Raw genomic sequence first — 22,262 nt, 5'->3', positions numbered from 1 at the left:
TTCTAGAAGACGAATTGCTCATTATTAATATATTTTAAAATATTACTACAAAAAACGGTGATACCTGCTCACAAGAACAGGTATCACCGTTTTCTATTATTAGTATGTTGTAGCTAGTAATTCTTACAACATGTCTACTGTTATTTAGCTTAGGCTTGCGAAGAGATTACTTCGCTTCAACAACGATCGTCACTTTCGTTTTCACGCCAGCATACGTGACCGTAATGGTTGCTTTACCCTTACCATTCGCTTGAATAACGCCGTCCTTCACTGATGCTGTTGCAATACGAGAAGACTTCCACAACGCTGGTTTGGATACGTCTGCTTCACTACCATCTGCAAATGTTGCTGTTGCGATTACGGTCGCTTTGTCACCTGGCTTCATCGTCAGTGTGACTTTGTCGGTTTGCAGATATTTCAAGGTATCCACATCCACCGCAACCGTAACGGATTTACTGCCGTATTTCGCTGTAATTTTAGCTTTACCTGAACCGATTGCTTTTACAGCACCTTTGCTCACCTGTGCAACCTTGTAGTTACTTGTTTTCCATTCTGTTTTGTCCGTTACATCACGCTCGCTACCATCACTCAATAGAACGGTAACGGTTAGGTTTGAAGTGTCTCCTGATTTCAGAGAAAGTGCTGGCACGGATGCTTCAATCCGTGAGATGACGTCAACCTCTACCTGAATGGTGACTTTCTTGGAACCGTACTCTGCTGTGATGTTTGCTTTACCACTGCTGTTCGCCGTGATAACACCTTTTTTCACATCAGCCACTCGTGCATTGCTTGATTTCCAAGTTGCTTCAGAGGACACGTCCTTCGTTAATCCATCCTCATCCATAGCAGTAAGCTCAATTTGTTTCGTTTCCTTCGCAGACAACACAACGAAGTTCTCATCTGCTTCCAGATCATTAGCCATGCCAACTTCAACTGGCAAAGTCAATGTTTTCCCTTCGATTTTGGCTGTAATTGTCGCTTTACCCGTTGCTACACCCGTTACATTACCTTTGCTGTCAACTTCAGCGATTTTGTCACTGCTGCTGCTCCATGTTGCATCCTCAGATACATCCTTGGAAGTTTCCCCGAATATGGCAAAAACCTTAGCAGCGAACGTGCCACCTACTGCAACCGAAGCCTTTTTCTTCTCCATCTCATACTTGTCCGCTACATCGACATTAACCGTGAATTTAACAGTTTTGCCGCCATAGGCAACGGTAATGGTCACTGTACCAGATTTGTATGCAATCAGTTCGCCGTTAGATACATAGACGACATCTGCATTACTGGAAGTCCATGTTGCTTGAGAAGTTACGGTTTCGGTACTTCCATCAATATATTCTGCTTTCACGATGAGGTCCTTCGTTTTGTTATTGTCCGCAAGGCTCATGGAAAGCTTGTCCTCAACGCCAGCAATATCTAGGTATCTCGCTGTATCTACATCCACTGCAATTTCTACCGTTTTACCACTGTGTGTCGCTTTGATCGTTGTTGAACCACTGCCCACTGCCGTAATTTTACCTTTGAATACGGTAGCTACCTTCTCATTGCTGGATGTCCATGTGGCAAGATCTGTGACTGTCTTATCCGCACTATCCGGGTAAGAAGCCGTTAGTACAATGTCTGCTGAATTCTTGCTTTCAGGGCTTGTACCATCGACACGCAAGAACACGCTTTGTTTATTTGCGCTCAGTTTGCTAGTCAGATCAACATCAACATCAATCGTTACAGACTTCGTACCGTAAGTTGCTGTGATTTTGGCTGAACCCGCAGCGTAACCTTTAATCTTACCTTTGATTGCGTCTGCGACTTTCTCGTTGCTTGTTGTCCACTCTGCAAGCTCAGTCACAATTTTCGTTGAACCGTCTGGATAAGTTGCCGTCAGTTCTACATCATCTTGACCATTCAATAACAGATTAATCTGCTTCTTGTTCACATCTACACGTTTAACGACTTCGACGTTAACATCTACCGTTACGCTTTGTTTACCAACCTTACCTGTGATCACGGCTGTACCTGCACTTTGCCCGGTAACCTCTCCATTCACTACAGTTGCTACCTTGTCATCACTAGAGGACCACTCAGCAATCTTCGATGCCGCTTCCTCTACCGTGTTATCACTATATGTCGCTGTCAAATTGATCTTCTTTGAAGCTCCGATGCGCAAATCCAGCTTCTGTACATCCTTGGATAGCGCTTTGACCTTTTTCGTCACGTTGACATGAATCGTTTCTTGTTTGCCTTGATAAATTACCGTAATCGTCGCTTCACCCTCAGCTTTGGCACTAACGGTTCCAGTACTTCCAGCCGTTGCAACTGAAGGGTTACTACTGTTCCATTCCGAGCTGATCGTCACACTCTGCGATGTATTATCGCTATATACCCCTGTGGCCGTCACTGAAGTCGAATCACCCACTTCGAGCGACAACTCGTTCTTAGATAATACAATTTTGGATAATTCTTTATCTGCCGCAGCGGCCAGGCCTACGTTGGAAATACTCAGTACCAGTACCAGCATCATCACCATATACTTGGTCAATCTTGGCTTTAACATCATTTCCCTCCGATTGTAATCATTTTTTTCCTTACGTTTAATGTCGGCAGGTTCTTTCCAGATGTTTAGACTTTCAGGAAAATTAGTGGAAATTAATTCTTATTGCGACGCAAAAAGCACTCAAGTACATATAGGATAAGTTCCCGCATACGCTAGTATAGCGGCAATTGAAATTGATGGATGATTGGGGGACAACGATGACGAAGTCTTTCGACTACATTGAATATTGGGAGCAAACCTATCGCTCGGGAGAAACATCTGGGAGAGGCTCTTACGGTGTACTGGCTGAATTCAAGGCTGAGATTGTGAATGAGCTCATTCAGCGAGAAGGCATCAGCAGCGTAATTGAGTTTGGATGTGGGGACGGTAATCAGCTACAGTACATGAACTATGGCACGTATCTCGGCATGGACGTAGCAGCATCGTCCGTTCGTTTATGTGCTTCTAAGTTTGCGAGCGATACATCCAAAAGCTTCATGTTATATACACCCGGTCTGTGGATTAACCGAGGTTTTCTTCAGGCGGATCTGACCATCTGTCTCGATGTACTCTACCACATTACAGATGAACAAGATTTCCGTAATACACTGTATGATATCCTGCATACCTCTGGAGAGTGGGTTGTCCTCTACACCCGGCTGAAAGGGACAGGAAACCCAGGCGTTGATACGATCCAAGATCGCAATCTATTCCATTATCTATACGATTATCCGGAATTCAAAGTGCAAGAGATCATCCCGCAGCGTTATCCGGATCAATCATCAGCGGATTTTGTTATTTTGAGACGTAGCCTGGAACATAAAGATGTGCATGAGCGCACACTGTAAGGTCTTGACGGTTAAGCTATTCACTCGATACTGTTCTCTATTATTGGCGGCATAACAAAAACAACACAGTGGTAAGATGTGCTCATGTAAGGATTCTTGTGGATTCCACAGAAACTCTACTCTGCACACTCAACCACTGTGTTTTTTTATTTATAGATTAGATTAGTTATCATAATTCATGAATAATTGCAGGAGGCTGGTGAAAGGAATTAAAAGAACCCGGGACGTCCTTGCAGCTTCGCCAGTGCTTCCATATAGAAATAATCACCATAGATAATTGGGACATTTATGCCCCGTCCCTCTGGATAATGCACGGTTCCCTGCATAATCAGGCCTTCCTCAGCTGCCGACTCACCCGAGCTATACCGCTCGTACAAGCCACGAGCGATGCGCTCACCTGCCGCAGCGTATTCCGCTCCGCGTGGCGACAGCTTCGCGAGCTCCAACAGTCCACTCGCGGCAATGGCCGCAGCGGACGAGTCCCACGCCACCTGATGCTCCGCAGGTGCGCGGAAATCCCACATCGGCACGATCTCTTCGCCAAGCATGGCGAGGAAGAAATCGGCCGCACCTTCCGCTGTCTCCAGATAGCGGACTTCGCCCGTATGCCGGAATGACAGCGCAAACCCGTGCAGCGCCCAGGCGGTACCCCGCGCCCAGGCGGAACCCGGAGCATGGCCTTGGCCGCCATGCTCCCGAAGCTTCTGCCCCGTGTGTGGATCGAACTCCACCACGTGGCAGATGGACCCGTCCTCGCGCACGAATTCACGCGCTACGGTGTCCGCATGTGCTTCCGCCAGCCAGCGGAAGCGCGGATCGCCGCTCTGCTCTGACGCCCAGTAGAGCAGCGGCAGGTTCATCATGCTGTCAATGATGGCAACGCCGCGCGTGTCCATCGTTGACGAGCTAAAATTCCAGGCGCGGATGAACTCACCGCGCACGTGGAAGCGGGCAGCAAGTAGATTCGCGGCGAGTAAGCCTCGCCGCTTGCCATCTGCGCTGCCCGTCTGGCTGTAGTTGGCTACGCCACTAAGCAGCCAGATAAACCCTAGATCGTGATCGACAGAGTCCGGATCACGAAGACAACCCTCCAATTGGCGCTCACAGCTTTCAGCAATACGCGCCAAGGAGGCAACAGCCTCAGCATTCGGCGCTGCTTCATGGACCAGCCAAAGTAGTCCTGGCCAGAAGCCCGCCGTCCACCACTCTGGATCATTCTGATCATATCTGCCTTGCGGAGCAATATGTGGAAAGGTATCTTTAATCCGCTCTGCGTTGCGAAGTACTTTTGCTGCACCCTGCCGCCATGCTTCTTCTACCCAATTAGCCGTTTCTGTCATACGTTGTATCCTCCTCTAATCAATCTTTTTGGTCTATTAATAGGGCTGCTACAATAGGTGCACACCCAACGCTTCCATGTTCACATGCGTTTCATAGCGATAAGAGCTACAATGCCAACCGATTCTCCGCTACACTCTAGGCTGAGTGATAAACTTCATTCTGCACCAGGTCTCCTGCACAGATGAAACTGTGGTTTCCATACCCTGACTGGATGTACGCACCAATGCAAGCTCGGTAACATACAGCCTCAGGGGAAGATGATCATGGTCAACCGTATCCACCACTTGAAGACGAGGGCTCCAATACTCATCACAATGAACCGATTCGTACTTCATATTCACGATCGCCTTATCGGTCTTCCATTGAACCATACCCTCGTGGAACACAGGTTCAACGTGGCTGACCAAGCGCTGTATCACATGTTTGTATATACGCGCACAGTCACCTGCATTTGTACTTGTACTTGTAACTGTACTTGCATTTATATTTGCTTTCACACTTGGAGTCTCACTTACATTTCCAGTTGGATTTGAAACTTCATTTATTTCTCTATTTCGTCCTGCATCAATACCCAGATTCAGCTCACTTGCTCGTGCCACATCATCTATATCCATATCTATACAATCAGGATCTTGGGCGGACTTCCATGTAAAATGATCCTCTACCAACAGCTCAGCCTCTTGAGCTGCCGGAGGACAACTCCAATTGAAATGCCTTGTATATCGAGCCAATGTAGGTGCATTCCCATAGGCTGACGTGAGGTCGAAGGTAATGGCTACGTAATGCGGTGATGCATGCTTCATTTCAAGCAACCTTGCTTCAGCTTCTCTTCCAGATTGTTGCACCGTTCCTTCAATGATTGGCACATTATGCCCCTGAGAACCTATCTGGAGAATACTCTCCCGTCCAGGACTGAAATAAGCCTGAGTATACGCACCTGCACCTGGATCACAGAGAATATTGTCACCCGACGCATGAAGAATAAAATGCCCCAGATCATTGTGATTATGGGGTTCATCGTTATGCCCACCTTTCACCGAGTAAGCAATCTCGATCCCTGCCATCTCTTCGGCATGCATCAGTTGAGCCTTACCCATGATCCATGATAGATCCTCCAGTACGATAAATGTCTGAGACGGGGGCGACTCAGCCTGCTCACGATGATCATCAAGTACAGCCCTATCCGTCCATAACAGATTACGTGCGACATGAGCCCAGCGCCTACATGGATCATCTGTCAAAAGAGGGATGGACAACCGCCAGTTGACTTCTCCTTGCGCTCGCTCAGCTAACCTCGATAACAAGCCTGACGGAATAACCTCCCGTTCATGACTGTCTGAATAATTAACAAATGTGCCTGCAGACATATGAATATGCTGGGGAAATAACGCAATAGCTCTCGTCTTAGATTCAGATAACATATCAAGTGTACCTGCACTGAAGGTTCGTAACATCTCCGCATAATACGTATAGAAGCCAAACCCATATACCCAATAACCGATGCCCTCTGCACACCCACCATCCTCGCCGTAGCCATGCAGAAAGGCATCCATTGCTTGCAAGGTATGTTCTACAGCCTTAACCCGAAGCGATTGATCCTCCAGCAGAAGGAGTGCAGCCACCCCGCAGCCACCGCTACATACGGCCGACCAATTGTGTTCTGCACGTTCCCAGCCGTACGTTCGGTCCTCACGATATAGCGGTGTGAAAATCCGGCGCTCCATCTCAGAGCGAATCCGGCGCTCTACTCGCTCATCTATGATGCCACCCAGCATGACCATGATCTCTGCAAGCATCTGAGCCGTCTCTGCTGCAAACAGATCAATCCATGTGTAAGCATTCGCTTCTTCTTCAGGTGGTATGTGGGCAGACAGGCACCAGGTGTGTTCATTGCACACACTCCAGATCAGATCCTCCAGCAGAGATACGTATGTAGAAGTCTTCGACGTAGCCGTTAATACACTAAGAGCCACTATTCGTCCACGACGTTCAAAATAAGCTGCTTCATACGCCTTTCGTTCCCCAGTATCCCTGAATTGACGCAAAAGGGTAAACGATAATTCAGGCAAAGGCTCACGGCTTGCCCTTAACGCATACATCTCGATGTCCTTCCAAAAATCACGGTATTCCTGATCATCCCGTGTATTCGCAATCTTGCCTTTCCACTCGGAAACGCTTACTAAAGCTTCCGAGGTTCCCTGCTCCAATGCCTCTGCAATCTGCCTCGTCGTCCAGTTCAGTCCAGGATGGACGGTCATGAGAAAAGCCTCCTTACCACTGTAACCGATTTCAATTTGAGCTATTGCTTGATATGCATATGATCATTTTAACACTCTTTAGGGAGTAACTTCCAATTCACAAAAAGAACTACTCTCTTCGACCTACTTGTTCCTACCGCATTGTAATAAGCGAAGAAAGTGCACATTGCCTTCCTCCGCTTACGATATTATTGCGTGTTTTAAAAAGGGCTGTTTTCAGTACCAAGAAGATGGGATGAAGATAACTACCTCTATTATTGTATTTTCAATGGGCTGTTCTGTACCACATCCAACCACTGGCGAGCAATCAGTTCATGTCCTGCTGCTGTTGGATGAACACCGTCCCATAACCAATAAGCAGCTTCTGCCTGCTGAAGTGCATCGTTGAACTGCTGTTGCAGCGGTACAAATACAGCATCAAATTCATGGGCGAGCTCACGAACCAAGTGCTGATATTCACCAATTCGCTCCTGCCAACGATCCCAATTCTCTATAGTTGCTCCTGTTTGCAAAATAAAAGGCTCCATCAGCACCAGTCCTGTATTTGGAATCACTTCACGTGTCTCTTCCAAAAGGTGGCGATACGCTCGTCCAAGACGATCAGTGAATCCGCTCGCTTCACCATTCATGCTACGCCAAGCATCGTTAACGCCAATCAGGATGCTAATTAGATCCGGCTTCAAGCTGAACGTATCCTCATTCCAGCGTGCATACAGGTCGGATGCGCGGTCACCACTAATACCTCTATTGTAGAAAAGCGGCTGTCTAGCTGCTAAATCTACACTCAATCTGCTTGCGATTAGATAAGCGTACCCGTGACCGAGAAAATGATTCGGGTCATCATTACGGGATCTTCCTCCATCTGTGATTGAATCTCCCTGAAACAATATAACGGATGAATGTGTACTCGTCATTGATACCGTTCCTTCCTTCGAATAATAATAGAAATGAACATCTGACTACCTCATTCCCCATTTTATCCCTTTCCCGCCCAATAGAAAATAGCGTTTTCATATTAAAATAAAGAAGAACCTAGACACATGTCTAGGTTCCCTTTTGCTCCTTCGCTGTATAACCGCCGCCTTGATAGGCCGTTTCATCCTGTTTATCAGGTGCGCCATGACGTTTGGCTTCCTCCCATAGATCTGCCGCATCATCCAAGGGAGTGTAACCAATTTTCTCTTTGAGGTATCCGATATCGTAATAATTGTCTGTATTCGCTGAAGTTCCATATAAGTTAAGGTACGTAAGGTTCGCGTCTGCCTCAATACAACAATGGGCTAACTGCACCATATCCCGTGGCGAAATCCAGATATGTGCGGAACGTTCGGAATGTGGATGTGTGTCTCCAGAGAAGTTACCAATTCGGATGTTGAATGAAGACAAGCCATGCTTATCAACGTAATACCGTCCCAACAACTCGATATAACACTTGCTGAGCCCATAGAAGCTGTCTGGCCGATACGGATCATCAACCTCTATATCCTCGCCTGTTTTATAGAACCCTGTTGCATGGTTCGAACTTGCAAATATGACACGTTTCACACCATTTAATCGAGCAGCTTCATACAGATGGTATGCCCCAGTCACATTAATCGGTAGCACTTTGCCTAGAAAATCCTCTTCATCCTTTGCCCAGGCAATATGCAGGATCGTATCCACACCTTGAGTGAGTTCCTTGATTCTCTCCGCATCCGTAACATCCAGCTCTACAATGCCTGCCTCATCGTCCTGCTGCAGATCAGCAGCTACGATATCATACTTTTCCAATGCTCTTAGTCCCGTAAGTAGACTTCGACCAATTACACCAGCCGCTCCTGTGATTAACACTTTGTGCCTTATCGTTCCCATTGATCTCGCTCCCTTCGCTCTTCAGCATCATGTTCTATCATGTAAGACACTTCTATAGAGCATTATTAACCGATTCAGCCGAAGGTTTACTCCTAATCACTGGAGATTTTGACGTAGAACTAACCCATCCAATACCTCAAAATCATCATCGTAACAATACCTACCAGGACGGTTCCAAGTAGGCTTCGTGTCCAGATTGCGACAATAAGCGTAGGCAAGGCAGCCCATAACGCTGGATTCTGTGTGATCGGTACTAGTTTGTTACCAGACATGAAGAGTTCCTGTCCAATTAGAGAAGCCATAACCGCTACAGGTACGTATTCAAGCCAGCGTAGCAGCCACATCGGAATCTGTATTTTACTGAACAACATCAAAGGCAGCACCCGAGGAATAAATGTTAACAATGCTGAGCCCATAATGATCCAGAATACATCCCATCTTACTTCCATCTTTCCATCACCACTCCCATGGTCGCCGCAATAACTGCGGCTACAATTATACTCATGCTGCCTAGTGACGCCATGCTCGCGATAATGACACATACTACTGCGATGATTGCGACGTTAATATGTAGCTTTTTATTTTTTCGTTGTACAAGTTGAAGCACGATCAGACCGATGAACATAGCAGGTAAAGCAAAATCAAGCCCTAACCGCTCTGGATTCGTAATCCAGCGCCCAAAGTACGCTCCTGCCATATTCGCTGCAAACCAGTTCAGATACGCGGTAATATTCAGTCCATGCATCCAGCGCTCACTTAATCTCTCGCGCCCAATCGCACGAGTCATGGCTACACCGAATGACTCATCGGTGAGCAGAGAGCCAATCCACATATTTTTGAGTGGAGTCAGATGGCGAAAATACGGAGACACCGCCGCACTGAGCAGCAAATGACGAAGATTAACAAAAAATATCGTAAATATAATTGCAGCTGCCGACCCATTCGATGCAAGCATACCAGCAGCAATAAATTGGGCTGATCCTGCGTATAAGATCAGACTGAGCAAGGCCGTTTCCGCTAAACTTAGACCTGCTGTCATTTCAATAACACCTGCAGCAAAACCAATGCTTAAATAGCCTAACAATGTTGGGATACAGTCTTTAACCCCTTGCATAAAAGAAGCTGTATCCTGCACGTCTGCTGCGGATGAAGGCTCAGCCTCGACCGTGACTGCTTTACTCAATTCGGGTACAACCCCTTCCTACTCCTCTTGGTGTATAGGTGTTTTTCACACATTAACCTAGAAATATACCACAAGATGAAAGATTCGGGGAGAGGTAAAATTTTTTATGCAAAAGCACTCAAATAGACCTAATCCAAATGACCTATACAGCCGAATATATATTACATGATCACCTAAGTCATGATGGGACAAGCTCAACCTTGCTTATGTCGTGATCCAAAACAATAACAATGTAGGTTGTCGCTGTTTTTGCTCAAACGTGGTTGGTCCATATTATTGCGGGTGTTGCTTAGAGGGGGAATATGTATGAAGAAGAAACATGAGGTTGTTGCCAAAAGGTCTATACAGATGAGAGAGAAACTGATTCTATCATTTGCGATTGTCCTACTCATTCCAACGATCAGCCTAGGCATCATCTCGTTCCAGACAGCTGAAGGCAAAGTGGAAGAAAAGATGTATGAAAGTGCCATGAGCAGTGTGAATGTGCTTAATCAGACCATTGATGAGATCATTGGTGCTACACGAAAAAATGTCGATTTCCTGGCTTCCCAGATGGATGCAGGCAATGTAGGCCCAACTCAAGGTGACGAAACAGAAACCATTCGTACCCTACTTGATGCATATAAAGAAACCCACAATGACGTAGAGCTTGCCTCGATCGGTACGGATCAAGGTGTGTATATCAATTCTCCCGTAACCGCGGTCAATAAGGCAGGGTATGACCCTCGTGAACGCCCGTGGTATCAAGCCGCAACACAGAACAAAGATGTCCCAACCGTTATCACACCATATATCTCCAGTAACACAGGTAACGTGGTTGCCTCAGTAGCTCAGACCGCCGCAGATGGTCATGGCGTCGTCTCTGTCAGCCTTTCACTTGAGGGCTTGTCGCAGACCGTTAACAACACCAAAATTGGTACAAAAGGTTATGTGTACATCATTGATAATGCCAACAAAATCATCGTACACCCAACCGTAGATCCTGGAACAGAAGGTACCGCTGCTCCTTTTCAAGACATTTTCAATCAGAAAAATGGTTCTCTCACGTATACATTAGAAGGACATAAGGAACATGCATTCTTTACAACGAATGAAACAACCGGCTGGACAGTTGTAGGTGTTATTGACGGTGATGAAGTGACTGCCTCCGTTCGTCCTATTCTATATACCACGCTAATTGTCGTTGCCATTGCTGTTGCCGTAAGCTCCATTATCATTTACTGGATCGTACAATCCATTACACGCCCACTGAATCGCCTGGTGCAGGCATCTAATGAGATTAGTGATGGTAATTTGGCGATAGAGGTACCGGTGACTGGTCAAGATGAATTCGGTAAACTGAGCACTAGTTTCAACAAAATGAGCCAATCTCTGCGCAGCGTGATTCAGGATGTAAGACAGACTGCTGATGAATTAACCAGCTCATCTAACCAGCTTGCTGTGAACGCATCTGAGACAACGAAAGCAACCGAGCAGGTTGCGCTGATCACCGAAGAATCTGCAACAGGCATCGAGAAACAAGCTAACCGTCTGAAGCATACTTCTCAGCAGATGAATGAACTTGCTGGAGGCGTTGGACAGGTGACGGACAGCACTCAGCAAGTATCCGAAGCTGCTTTGCAGGCTAGCGAGCTAGCTAAGCAAGGTAATGCCTCCATTCAAACTGTCGTCACTGAAATGGATTCAGTAAGCCGCTTTGTCGATAATATGACCAAAACAGCGGAACGACTTGGACATCATTCTACTTCCATTGGCGAGATGGTTTCAGTCATTACCGACATTGCTGCTCAGACCAATTTGCTTGCCCTGAACGCTTCTATTGAAGCCGCACGAGCTGGTGAGCATGGACGTGGGTTCTCCGTTGTTGCTAGTGAGGTTCGCAAGCTCGCAGAACAATCCAGCGAGTCCGGCCAACGGATTGTTGAGCGCGTTGCCTCCATCAGACAGGAGATTGAGCAGGCGAATAAGGATGCCCAAGCTGGGCAACAGGATGTGGCTAGCGGAATCCGTGCTGTTCGCTCTGCTGATGAAGCTTTTGCACAGATCAATCAAGCCGTGGATGTAGTTAATCACCAGCTAGAGAGTATCGCAGCGGCTTCACAGCAGATGGCTGCAAGTACAGCAGAAGTGGTTCAATCCATCGATCATATTCACTCTATTTCGGAAGCGAATGCAGATGGTACAGAGAATATCTCCGCAGCAACAGAGGAACAAGTTGCTTCCATGCAGGAGATTTCATCCTCGGCTGACTCTCTGGCGCACTTAGCGCACAGACTGCAGAAGTTGGTTGACCAATTCAAGCTATAATCCTTCTTCAAGACTCGCTTAGCATCGTTGAAGTTAAGCTGTGGTAAATCATTTAATATTGAGTATTACTCCAAATAAAAAGAGTGAGCCCCGCTGGTCAAAATTAACCTAGCGGGGCTCACTCTTTTTATAGACCATGCTATAGAACATTAGAGATTCACATTTTACATACATCATATGAATACATCTTCTACCTTTTTTATTTCACTAATTTAATTTCACTTTTCACTTTACCTCTGCTGCCTCAACTTATACCTGGGTTGAATCAGCTACTCTTGCTATCTCCATGGTAACCTTGCTCCCCATAAGGCTGAAACTTTTCCATCCATGCCTGCAACAGCTTCGCTAGCGCATCTTTTGTATCAAAAAACGGATTATCTTGCCTTTTCAACTTCTCCACGACTTCGATCGTAAAGGCAGACTCTCCATATTCATTCCATTCTGCTTGTAACGATCGATTAAGATGGGTTCCCATCTGAAGCATGAACTTCTGTCCATTCATCGTTTTCAAATTAGGGGTGCTATCCAAAAACACCTTACCATTTTGTTCATTGCGTATTTGATATACACCTGCCTCAATTTTAACCTCTTTGGCCTGTTCTTGAAGTTCTTTACGGCGATTCATACGTTCCAACTCCCCTTTCTTCACTTTATTCTCTTCAGCCGTTTTTGAGTTTGCACCTCTGGAGCCTGCACCTATGCTACTCTGCACACCATTAACTTGATCAACTTTCCGCCAATACTGACTGCCATCCTCTTCTCGACTGAGAAACCCATAGTCAACGAGATAGCGACGGATTTCAACATCATCATGATAGACCTGCTTTAACAGCGCTTTGACTTGTTTTTCCGTGTAGGTTTGCCCGGGTTCGAATCGTTTGATGATTTCAGTCAGCACAATAAACTTGTGCTTTTGCTGCATCTGGAACGTCGTAAGCATGCCGTCCGTACCTTCGGGGAAATATTTAGTTAACACCTTGGCTCGATCCTGATCGGATATATCGAATGATCCCCTATTCATTTGACCAACTGGTTTGGTCACAGGTGTCACGAATTCAGCCGGTGCATGGGTATCTTTGCTTTTGAGAAGCTCCATCAATGCTAAGAATATTTTTGCTTGCCGTTCCTTTTCCTTCAACATATATCTATGGTTGCGAATGGTGGAAGCACTGCCGATCCCAAGTGCCTCCTGCACTTCAGCATCTTTCTTCCCTTCATAGAATTGAGCAAGCAAGCCCCGCTGTACATCCGATAGTCCAGTTATAGCTTTGTCCTGCTCCAGCAAATATTCAAATACTGATCCATGCGTTTTCTCCAAGTGAACTCGAATGTAACGCTCTGCTTCATACAACACGCCGTCTTCGGGATAGATGATGCCCACTTCTGTACTGTATCCGCAGCAAATGCACATATAATTCGATGCTTCCTTCAAGTACCCTCGCTTAATCTCTTCTAATGAAGCTGTTTGCAAAATAACGTCCGTTGATTTCATGAAAGAACGCTCTCCTTTATCCTCTATCGTTAATCTCTTGTGAATGAATTCATTACTTTATCACTCAGAATGATTAAATCCAATTTATTTATAGACAATACTTTATTTAGTTTGTTTATTTATAGATATAATATAATTAAGTTTATTTAATGTCAACAAACGTTCTTACTCATATAGGTATAGGTCAGAACATGTATCCAGAAGCAAGTTCTCTCGTCAGCTTATAAGCTGGAGATCAAAAAAAGGCTGTAGGGTTACAACCCCACAGCCTTACATATCTTTTTCCACAACGCGTTCTATAGTTTGAAACGTTCAATCATACTCTGAAGATCCTCTGCCATACGGGACAGAGCCGCAGAGGACGCCGCAACCTCTTCCATCGTCGCCAGTTGCTCCTGCGCAGCGGCAGAACCATCCTCGGTTCCTGAGGCAATCTGATCCGACAGAATGATCGTGTCACTCACCGCTTTGGTTACATGCCCCATTCCACCATCAATCTGACGGGACGCAGCCGATACTTCCTCTGCTTGCGACGCGACCTGCTGAACAGCATCCCGAATATCTTGGAAAGCCTCTCCCGCTTCTGTAATCATTTGCGAGCTCTTCATCATACTTTCGCCTGTTTGGGCAAAGGTTGACTGTACCGCATTGGTCTTCTCTTGCATCTCCTGCATCAGCTCATTAATACGCTCAGCCGAACTACCCGAGCTCTGGGCAAGTATCTTCACTTCATTAGCTACAACGGCGAAGCCTCGACCTTGCTCACCTGCACGTGCCGCTTCAATTGTGGCGTTCAATGCCAGGATATTCGTCTGTTTAGCAATTGCCGTGATCTCGGTAACAATCTGAATAATCTCATCATTTTTGGCACGCAAATCCTCAATCACAGCTTCAACTGCCTTACTCTCATCATTGACTTGATGCATATATGCTACCGCTCCATCTACCGTAACCATACCTGCCTCGGATTTCGTAGATGCTTCCAGTGCGATTCGTGCAGTACTTTCGGCACTCGTTGAAATTTCCTTAACACCTAAGGACATCTCTCCAACTAATTGCCCTGTAGCCGAAAGACTGTGATTTTGCTTCGTCGTTCCTTCCGCCGCGCCTTGCATCAGCTCAGCCACCTGTTCCGTCGCTTTGGATGTCTGTTCTGAACTCGCCATCAACTCTTCCGATGAAGCCGCCAGTTGACTCGATGTACCATGAACTTCGCCAAGGACTTCACGCAGAGACGAAGTCATCGTGTCAAAGCTATTGGCTAATTGACCGAATTCATCATTTCGCTTCATGCCGATATGAACAGTAAGATCCCCTGCACTCACCTGCGAAGCCGCCTGTGTAAGCTGCGTCAATGGACGATGGATGCTACGGATGATAAAGATAAGCAAAATAATGCCGACCAATAGCGAAGCGCCTACCACCATGTACGTCCGAATCAAAATAGGTCTTACTGCTTCAGCAGCTTCAGAAGGAACCAGCTCGCCAACAATTTTCCAACCCGTCGCTGGATTCGTGAAATATACGGCCTGTAACTCTTGACCTTCATAGGTGTATTTCACAGTACCCCGGTCTTGCGTGTACATCTCATTAATATAACTTGCATCAGACTGTACCCCAGATTCAATATTGTAATGGAAGAGAAACTTCCCTCCATTATCCAGCATGTACAGCTTACCTTCTTTACCGATATGTATGTTATCTACCGATTCCTTCAGATGATTGAGACTTACATTGGCACCAAATACCCCTTTACCATCGGCTAGCTTGGCCGACGCCGTCACAACCCACTCCCCTGTTGTCGCAGATTGGAACGTGTCTGAGATAATAGGCTCCGATTCAGCCATAGCCTGCGTGTACCAGCTCCGCTCACGTGGATCATAGATCTGTTCGCCTGGATCTGGGGACTTCATCCAACTACCATCCTCAGCACCTATGGTGAGTACAGCAAGTTCATCATGGTTTTCAGACATGCGATCCATCTGTTTTTGCACAGCAGGCGATTTGTTAATTACATCGCTAGAAGTTACTCCTGCAGCTAGTTGTGCGGCATTATCCTTCTCCATATCGAGCATTTCACTGATCTGCAGACTAAGCATTTCTGTTTTGGCTTCTGCAGAACGAATGAGCTCTTCGTTAACCCGCTCCGCTGCCTTCGTGTAGGATAACCAGCCTACGCTAATACTCGGTATAATCAGGAACAAGAGCAATGAAGCGATTAGCCGTTTTTTGACGGTCAAGGTAAACCAGTTTTTCATCGATTTCTTCATTATTTCTATCCTCCATTAAATTCATCACCCTTCTTTTTATCGGATAGACATCCAAAAAATATTACGTATAAATACTAAATATTTCGAATTTTGGAGATTGGGCTTCAATTTTTAAGATAGCTCCATGAACATTCTTAATTTTTGACCGCTTGTTCGAGATCGTTTACAATTGCTCATAAAGCTGGTTATTCATGAAACGTTTGGAAGGAGAGGATTCAAATTATACGCAAGTCGCAAGTGCAACAACCTGTTTCTAAGCTCTTTATATCGTTATCTCGCATCATGCTCGTACTTATGTTGTGTGCTAGCCCGGTGCTGGGACAGGCCGGGAATGTCGCTACGGCCGCTCAGGCGGCTAACACTGTCCATATTGAAGTGAATGGTCAAGAACAGACCTGGAAGAATCAGCCCCTTATTTTTCAAGGATCAACCTTCGTACCGCTTCGAGATGTTGTGCAGTCCTTAAATGGTACGCTCAAATGGGATGCGCCTACGAAGACAGCTACCATTAAGGTGGGAAGAGACACCCTCATTCATCAGGCAAGCACCAGCTCTATTCAAGTCAATAACGTTCAACTGTCTACAGGCGTTAAATCTCGGACGGTGAATGGTACAATGATGATTCCGGTTCGTCCGCTTGCCAATGCGCTCAAGGCAGATATCAAGGTACAACGTACCGCCTCCGGACAGATGAGTGTAAATGTGAAGACAGACCAAGTCAGCGTATTAAATGCTGAACTTGCGAGTGTGGATACGTATCTGCGCGAAGCTGAGTTTCCTGGCATGGCATTGATTGCTAAGAACGGCGAGGTGTTACTCCGCCAAGGTTACGGCCTGGCTGATGAACACACCATGAATCGTCCGGATCAGAAGACTCGTATTGCTTCACTAAGCAAGTCATTCACCGCTGCATCCATTCTGCACTTAGCAGAAGAAGGGTTGCTCGATGTGCAAGACCCGATCTCCAAGTACATCTCAGGCATTCCAGAAGGGGATAAAATTACGCTACATATGTTGTTATCCCAAACATCAGGTATTCCTTCCGCATTCGGCCGAGGAGAAGGGACTTCTTTGGAGAAAACGGTAGAGGAGATCCGGCACAAAACGCTGAAGTTTGAACCAGGCAGTGCTTATCTATACAGCAACAGCGGCTACGTGTTACTCGCTTATGTCATTGAGCAAGTATCCGGCAGCAGCTACGCTGATTATGTACAACAAACGATTCTGAAACCGCTCGGAATGAAAAACTCAGGAGAAGCCTCCCGTCAAGTTCATACCATCAGTGGATTTGTTTCCGAAAATAACGCTTGGGTGCCTGCACCTTATTATGTTTCACAATCGGGATCAGGAACGATCTACTCCACAGTGGATGATATGTTGAAGTGGGATCGTGCGCTATACACCGATCAGATCTTGAGCCAAGATACGATTGAACAAATGTACAAGCCCTACTCTAGCAAAAACTATGGTTACGCTTGGATTTTGAAAGAAAATGATCAGAACCGTACCGTTTTCCATAACGGTAGTGGTGGTGGCTTCGCCACTGCGTTCTCTCGTAATCTATCCGATGACATCACCATCATCTTGCTCGGTAATCATGCGGGCATGGACATGACTACTCTGATGAGCGAGGTTGAAGCAGAGACAGCCAAAGCACTGCATTTGCAATAATGATGTTCTTCATTTTAATTAGCTAGAGTTAATATATTATCAAAAAAGGACGTTTCCTTGATTACCCATCTCCCGATCTATGTGCAGGGAAATGACTCTCATGGATTCGTCCTTTTTGCTGTGTGCACTAGCCATAACCACGCACTCTATAGCACACTCTACATTAGTAAGCTACATCATCGTTTTTATCTCACTTCACTCGATCGACACAGGTGATTTTCCCTGAAAAGGAATTCGACCTAGGAGCGCTTGAGCAACACTATTCATCGCGAGCGGCCGACTCTCGTAAGCTGCTACATAAACCTTCACGGTAGGTAGAGCAAGCAGATCATATGGGCTACGTAGCGCTACGACTGCTAGAGGTTTTCCGATTTGCTGCAACGCTTCAATTAATCTGCATTGTGATTCGCCAGAAGGACTTCCAGCATTGTAGGTGCCTACGATAATTTGCTCCACTTCTTGCTCTCTAGCAGCCTGTAACATACTCGCGGAGGAATTGGAGACATTCTCCACATTGGCATACAGATCAATAACCTCCAGCCCATAACGTGATAATACAGCACCCAGCGTGGATGTTTCACTTAATTGTTCATCAACAGCACTGGTCACCGATGATGCAACCGTGATGACCAATGTACGCTGCATTTTCAGGGGTAACATCCCAATCTGATCACGTACAAGCGTGATGCTCCTCTCACTGATGCGCTGAGCTACAGCCTGATGTAGCAGGCTGTTACGCTCTGTTTCAGTATCCAAGGCGGGCATATCGGGCTGTGCGGGAGACAAATTAACATCCTCACTTCGATTATCTGCATTCATTCTGCTGTCTAACAAACCATGCTTACTCTTATACATCACTAGCCGCATCACCGACTCATTGATTCGTGCTTCGCTAATTCGACCCTGTTGTACCGCAGAGATCAGTGCCTCATACGCCTCTATCTGTAACCTCGGCGTGTGACTAATGAGTACCAGATCTGCTCCAGCCTCTACAGCCATCACTGCTGCCTCAACCGTTCCATAGTGTGCAGCAATGGCATCCATCTCCATACAGTCTGTTACAATCATACCCTCATAACCAAATTCCTCGCGGAGCAACCCGTGAAGTACGGATCGTGATAAGGTGACAGGTAGACGCTCTGATTCGAGTGTAGGAAAATAAATATGTGCCGACATTATCGCATCCACACCTGCTGCTATAGCAGATCGAAAGGGAACCAGTTCAACTCGGTTCATCCGCTCTCGGTCATGATGAATGATGGGTAGATCAAGATGGGAATCTGTATCGGTATCCCCGTGGCCCGGGAAATGCTTGGCTGTCGCTACAACTCCAGCATTTTGGTAACCCGATACGGCTCTAACCCCGTAATCTGCTACGATATCAGCATTCTCACCAAATGAGCGCACACCAATGACAGGGTTAGCCGCATTATTATTAATGTCCAGGACGGGAGCAAAATTCATGTTAATCCCCATAGATCTCAACTCAATGCCGCTAATATATGCCGCTTGATAAGCGTCATCCTGGGAACCAGCAGCAGCAATCGCCATCTGTCCGGGCATTAACGCAATCCCCTCCGTAATCCTGGATACCATACCGCCCTCCTGATCAATGGAAATCCAGAGTTGAATATGGTTACTGACGGAAGCAATGCTTTGTAATCCCTCTGACAGTTGCTGTACCTGCTCGGGCGATTCTACGTTACGCGCAAAATATATAACTCCACCAACCGGGTACTGCTGAATTAACGCTTCAATATCTCCGGCAGCTTCCGTGCCATGGAATCCAATCAATAACATTTGCCCAACCTTTTCCTGTAAACTCATAGACTCCAGAATGATCCGAACCCTTTCCCCTTGCTCACTCATTTCCATTCCCCTCCCGATAAACTAGTATTCATCGTATGAAAATATGAAATTAGTTAGACCGTATGTCCATATCCTACATCTGTTTGTCTGTTTGATCCATTAAATATATATCTTACTGACTGAAGGATGCATTGATGATATACAAACTTTTAAATATTGATCACATGAATCAATTTCATAACTCATTAAAACGAGATTTATGTAACTAAATATAGACAAATTAAACCATTTTGATCTATATCTAGCCCTGATTTTAAGCAGCTAAAGGTATTATGAAATTTATTCCACATAGAAACATTTTTACATTTTTACCGTTTATATAGTGTAGGGAGATTATGGAATTAGAATGACGTGTGAACAATCCATAGGCAATAAAGGAGATGATGCGATGCAAAATGTAACTGGCTGGCTATTGGTCGGCGTGCTCTTAGCAGGATTGACGACTACAGTACCTTCTATGGTGGTGGCTAAACAGAACCTATCCGAGTCTGTGACATCCAACTCTGTTCTAAGCGCTACGACCGCTCCATCTATGTATGCCAGTAACCATACGTTCCAAAAAAGCAGCAGCAACCCCCTCCATTGGAAGGGCGGGAACGTTACCTTAACCACAACTTCTACTAAGCGGGAAGGCGTTCCATCTTTTGAGCAACATGTCATTCAATCCATTGTCGTTACTCAAGGGAAACAGCAGTATACGATGCAAACTGCTGATTGGAAGGACAAGCTACTTCAGATTACAAGTGTCGCTGCCTCAGACTCGAAGACATGGATTGCCATACAAGCAGAACGTAGCGCAGGAAGTTCATTGATTCTCCTGAACCTTGAAACGGGCGAGTGGAGGAATCTTCAAGATCGATTACGCCAAGCTGGTCAGAAAAACGTAGAAACCATCATGGCTTATGCCTGGGCACCTTCTGAGGATCAGATCGCCTTCTCTTACGGGGATACCTCCAAAAGCACCATATCCATCTACAATGCACAACAAGACAGCCTGATGAAGCTGCCAAGGACAACGAACTACATCACGACCTCACTGATCTTGTGGCAAAAGGAAGGCACATGGCTAGATTACATCAGTGAATATCCGTCAGACCAATTTATTTTGTACAGATACACGTTGGCTAGTAACAAGGTAAAGCCCGTGAAGAAAATGAAACGACAAGAATTCCAAGAATGGATCAAGCTTAATCAAGCTCTTAGATCTAAATAATAGAGGTGTGTAATGAAGAAGACCTTGCTACTCTTATGGATGAGTCTGTTCGTGCTGTTCTTACTCCCAAGTCCAGGGTATGCTGCAGCGAACACGTCAAAGATTTTTTTGGATGGTGAGCAATTAAATCTACCTAATGATGTTCAAGTCACAATCGTCAATAAAAACGTGATGATTCCCATCCGGGTCGTTGCCGAAAATCTAAAATTCCAGGTCGACTGGAATCAGAAAGCAAGCCAAGTGAAGATTCAACAAGATAACCAAATACTCGCTTTAACTGTTAATCAGAAGCAAGCTATGGTGGGTGACAAGGAAGTAAGTTTAAATACCGCCCCGCAGATCATTAACAATACAGTCGTGGTACCGATTCGATTTGTCAGTGAACAGATGGGATTAACGGTGAAGTGGAACAACCAAGACAAAATCGTATACTTAGTCAATACCATCAAGACCCCTGCCCATGAACCCAGCACAAATCCAGGGCAAGATGATAGCTCTACCCTAGCCCAAGTGACAGATATCCTGTTTACAAACAACCAACTCGTGGTATCTATGGATCAAGATGTGCAACCGATTATTACCACACTGAAGAACCCCGACCGGCTGGTGGTTGACTTGCCTGGAACCGTATTTGGCGATATGGCTCAACCTCTGGATCAGGGGATGAATGGAAAGTTAGATGTGAGTGGATTCCCGAATGTGACCGATGTAAGATATTCACTGTTCAAAAAAGATCCAGGTCAAGTTCGGATTGTCGTTGAATTGAATCAAGTGAAAAGTGTTCAGTTCAGCCAGGAGCAAGTCGCTGGTAAACTCATAGTGGATCTGAACGTTTCCGGAGAGAACGTCATCCCCGTAATTGTCACGCCAGTAGGTGAACCAGGTCGCAAAGTGGTCGTCATTGATCCAGGGCATGGCGGAAGTGATCCAGGAACCATAAGTATCACGAACAAACCTGAGAAGGATTTCACCCTCGCTGTAGGGTTGAAAGTACAAGCACTTCTTCTACAAGAGGAGAACATTCAACTGGTTATGACACGTGTTACGGATGTTTATCCCACACGCCCTGAACGTGTCAAACTTGCCAATGATCTGAATGCAGATGTGTTTGTATCCATCCATGGCAATAGTGTAGAGTCCGCTCCCAAAGTATCAGGAACAGAGACATTTTATTATCAACGCAGCAGTAGCAAGGATTTGGCGAACGTTATCCATAAACATTTGATTCAAGCCATGGGACTTAAAGATCGTGGTGTGAAAAATGGGAATCTAGAAGTCATTCGAAACACTAAGATGCCTGCGGTGCTGTTAGAACTCGGCTTCCTCAGTAACGCCGAGGAAGAAGTTGCTCTGTTATCCGAGGATATGCAGATGAAGGCTGCTCAAGCGATTGTCGATGGTATTAAGGAATACCTCGGGCTCTAAA

General features: G+C 45.9%; 15 protein-coding genes. 5 read left to right on the top strand and 10 right to left on the bottom strand.

Going from position 1 to position 22,262, the window contains the following annotated elements; translation table 11 throughout:
• Window positions 1–166 precede the first annotated feature (166 nt).
• The gene (locus MH215_RS19510; RefSeq protein WP_239292919.1) at window positions 167–2,557 is read right to left on the bottom strand and encodes an Ig-like domain-containing protein; all 2,391 of its coding nucleotides are present in this window, start codon (window positions 2,555–2,557) and stop codon (window positions 167–169) included.
• A gap of 194 nt (window positions 2,558–2,751) precedes the next feature.
• Here MH215_RS19510 and MH215_RS19505 point away from each other — a divergent pair, with 194 nt between their 5' ends.
• Window positions 2,752–3,381 (top strand): class I SAM-dependent methyltransferase, encoded by a 630-nt coding sequence (locus MH215_RS19505; RefSeq protein WP_239292918.1) that lies wholly within the window; start codon window positions 2,752–2,754, stop codon window positions 3,379–3,381.
• A 209-nt stretch (window positions 3,382–3,590) separates the two neighbouring features.
• On the opposite strand, the gene MH215_RS19500 is transcribed toward MH215_RS19505, so the two are convergent.
• From MH215_RS19500 to MH215_RS19475, 6 genes are all read right to left on the bottom strand, one after another.
• Window positions 3,591–4,721: a glycoside hydrolase family 88 protein gene (locus MH215_RS19500; protein WP_239292917.1), complete on the bottom strand. Its 1,131-nt coding sequence runs from the start codon at window positions 4,719–4,721 to the stop codon at window positions 3,591–3,593.
• A 129-nt stretch (window positions 4,722–4,850) separates the two neighbouring features.
• Window positions 4,851–6,980 carry a heparinase II/III family protein gene (locus tag MH215_RS19495; protein ID WP_239292916.1) on the bottom strand — a complete coding sequence of 710 codons (2,130 nt, stop codon included), beginning with the start codon at window positions 6,978–6,980 and terminating at the stop codon, window positions 4,851–4,853.
• Window positions 6,981–7,234: 254 nt separating this feature from the next.
• Complete coding sequence (locus MH215_RS19490) at window positions 7,235–7,894, bottom strand: SGNH/GDSL hydrolase family protein (RefSeq protein WP_239292915.1); 660 nt, start codon at window positions 7,892–7,894, stop codon at window positions 7,235–7,237.
• Between the two features lie 130 nt (window positions 7,895–8,024).
• Window positions 8,025–8,822, bottom strand: a complete 798-nt coding sequence (locus MH215_RS19485) for an NAD-dependent epimerase/dehydratase family protein (protein ID WP_239293115.1) — start codon at window positions 8,820–8,822, stop codon at window positions 8,025–8,027.
• A gap of 128 nt (window positions 8,823–8,950) precedes the next feature.
• On the bottom strand, window positions 8,951–9,280 hold the full coding sequence (locus MH215_RS19480; RefSeq protein WP_239292914.1) for an AzlD domain-containing protein: 330 nt from the start codon (window positions 9,278–9,280) through the stop codon (window positions 8,951–8,953).
• Window positions 9,271–9,945: an AzlC family ABC transporter permease gene (locus tag MH215_RS19475; protein WP_145411086.1), complete on the bottom strand. Its 675-nt coding sequence runs from the start codon at window positions 9,943–9,945 to the stop codon at window positions 9,271–9,273. Before MH215_RS19475 ends, MH215_RS19480 begins: the two co-directional genes overlap by 10 nt.
• Before the next feature lie 375 nt (window positions 9,946–10,320).
• On the opposite strand from MH215_RS19475, the gene MH215_RS19470 reads away from it, so the two are divergent.
• Window positions 10,321–12,321, top strand: coding sequence for a methyl-accepting chemotaxis protein (locus MH215_RS19470; RefSeq protein WP_239292913.1), 2,001 nt, complete (start codon window positions 10,321–10,323; stop codon window positions 12,319–12,321).
• Window positions 12,322–12,586: 265 nt separating this feature from the next.
• Here MH215_RS19470 and MH215_RS19465 read toward each other — a convergent pair whose 3' ends face one another.
• Together MH215_RS19465 and MH215_RS19460 are read right to left on the bottom strand one after the other, a co-directional pair.
• Window positions 12,587–13,813, bottom strand: coding sequence for a DUF2087 domain-containing protein (locus MH215_RS19465; RefSeq protein ID WP_239292912.1), 1,227 nt, complete (start codon window positions 13,811–13,813; stop codon window positions 12,587–12,589).
• Window positions 13,814–14,109: 296 nt separating this feature from the next.
• A complete protein-coding gene (locus MH215_RS19460; RefSeq protein WP_239292911.1) occupies window positions 14,110–16,083 on the bottom strand; it encodes a methyl-accepting chemotaxis protein in 1,974 nt (657 codons plus the stop codon).
• Window positions 16,084–16,395: 312 nt separating this feature from the next.
• On the opposite strand from MH215_RS19460, the gene MH215_RS19455 reads away from it, so the two are divergent.
• Entirely contained in the window at window positions 16,396–17,754 is a 1,359-nt protein-coding gene (locus MH215_RS19455; protein ID WP_239292910.1) for a serine hydrolase domain-containing protein, read from the top strand.
• 195 nt (window positions 17,755–17,949) lie between these two features.
• Here the strand turns inward: MH215_RS19455 and nagZ are convergent, their stop codons facing one another.
• On the bottom strand, window positions 17,950–19,623 hold the full coding sequence (nagZ, locus tag MH215_RS19450) for a beta-N-acetylhexosaminidase (RefSeq protein ID WP_239292909.1): 1,674 nt from the start codon (window positions 19,621–19,623) through the stop codon (window positions 17,950–17,952).
• A gap of 388 nt (window positions 19,624–20,011) precedes the next feature.
• Between nagZ and MH215_RS19445 the strand changes: the two genes are divergently transcribed.
• A complete protein-coding gene (locus MH215_RS19445) occupies window positions 20,012–20,836 on the top strand; it encodes a hypothetical protein (RefSeq protein ID WP_239292908.1) in 825 nt (274 codons plus the stop codon).
• Window positions 20,837–20,848: 12 nt separating this feature from the next.
• Window positions 20,849–22,261: an N-acetylmuramoyl-L-alanine amidase family protein gene (locus MH215_RS19440; protein WP_239292907.1), complete on the top strand. Its 1,413-nt coding sequence runs from the start codon at window positions 20,849–20,851 to the stop codon at window positions 22,259–22,261.
• The last annotated feature ends 1 nt before the right edge of the window (window position 22,262 follow it).

Origin of the sequence: Paenibacillus sp. ACRSA, assembly GCF_022346845.1 — a bacterium.
Lineage (GTDB): Bacteria > Bacillota > Bacilli > Paenibacillales > Paenibacillaceae > Paenibacillus.
This window is presented reverse-complemented; position numbering and strand designations above follow the sequence as displayed.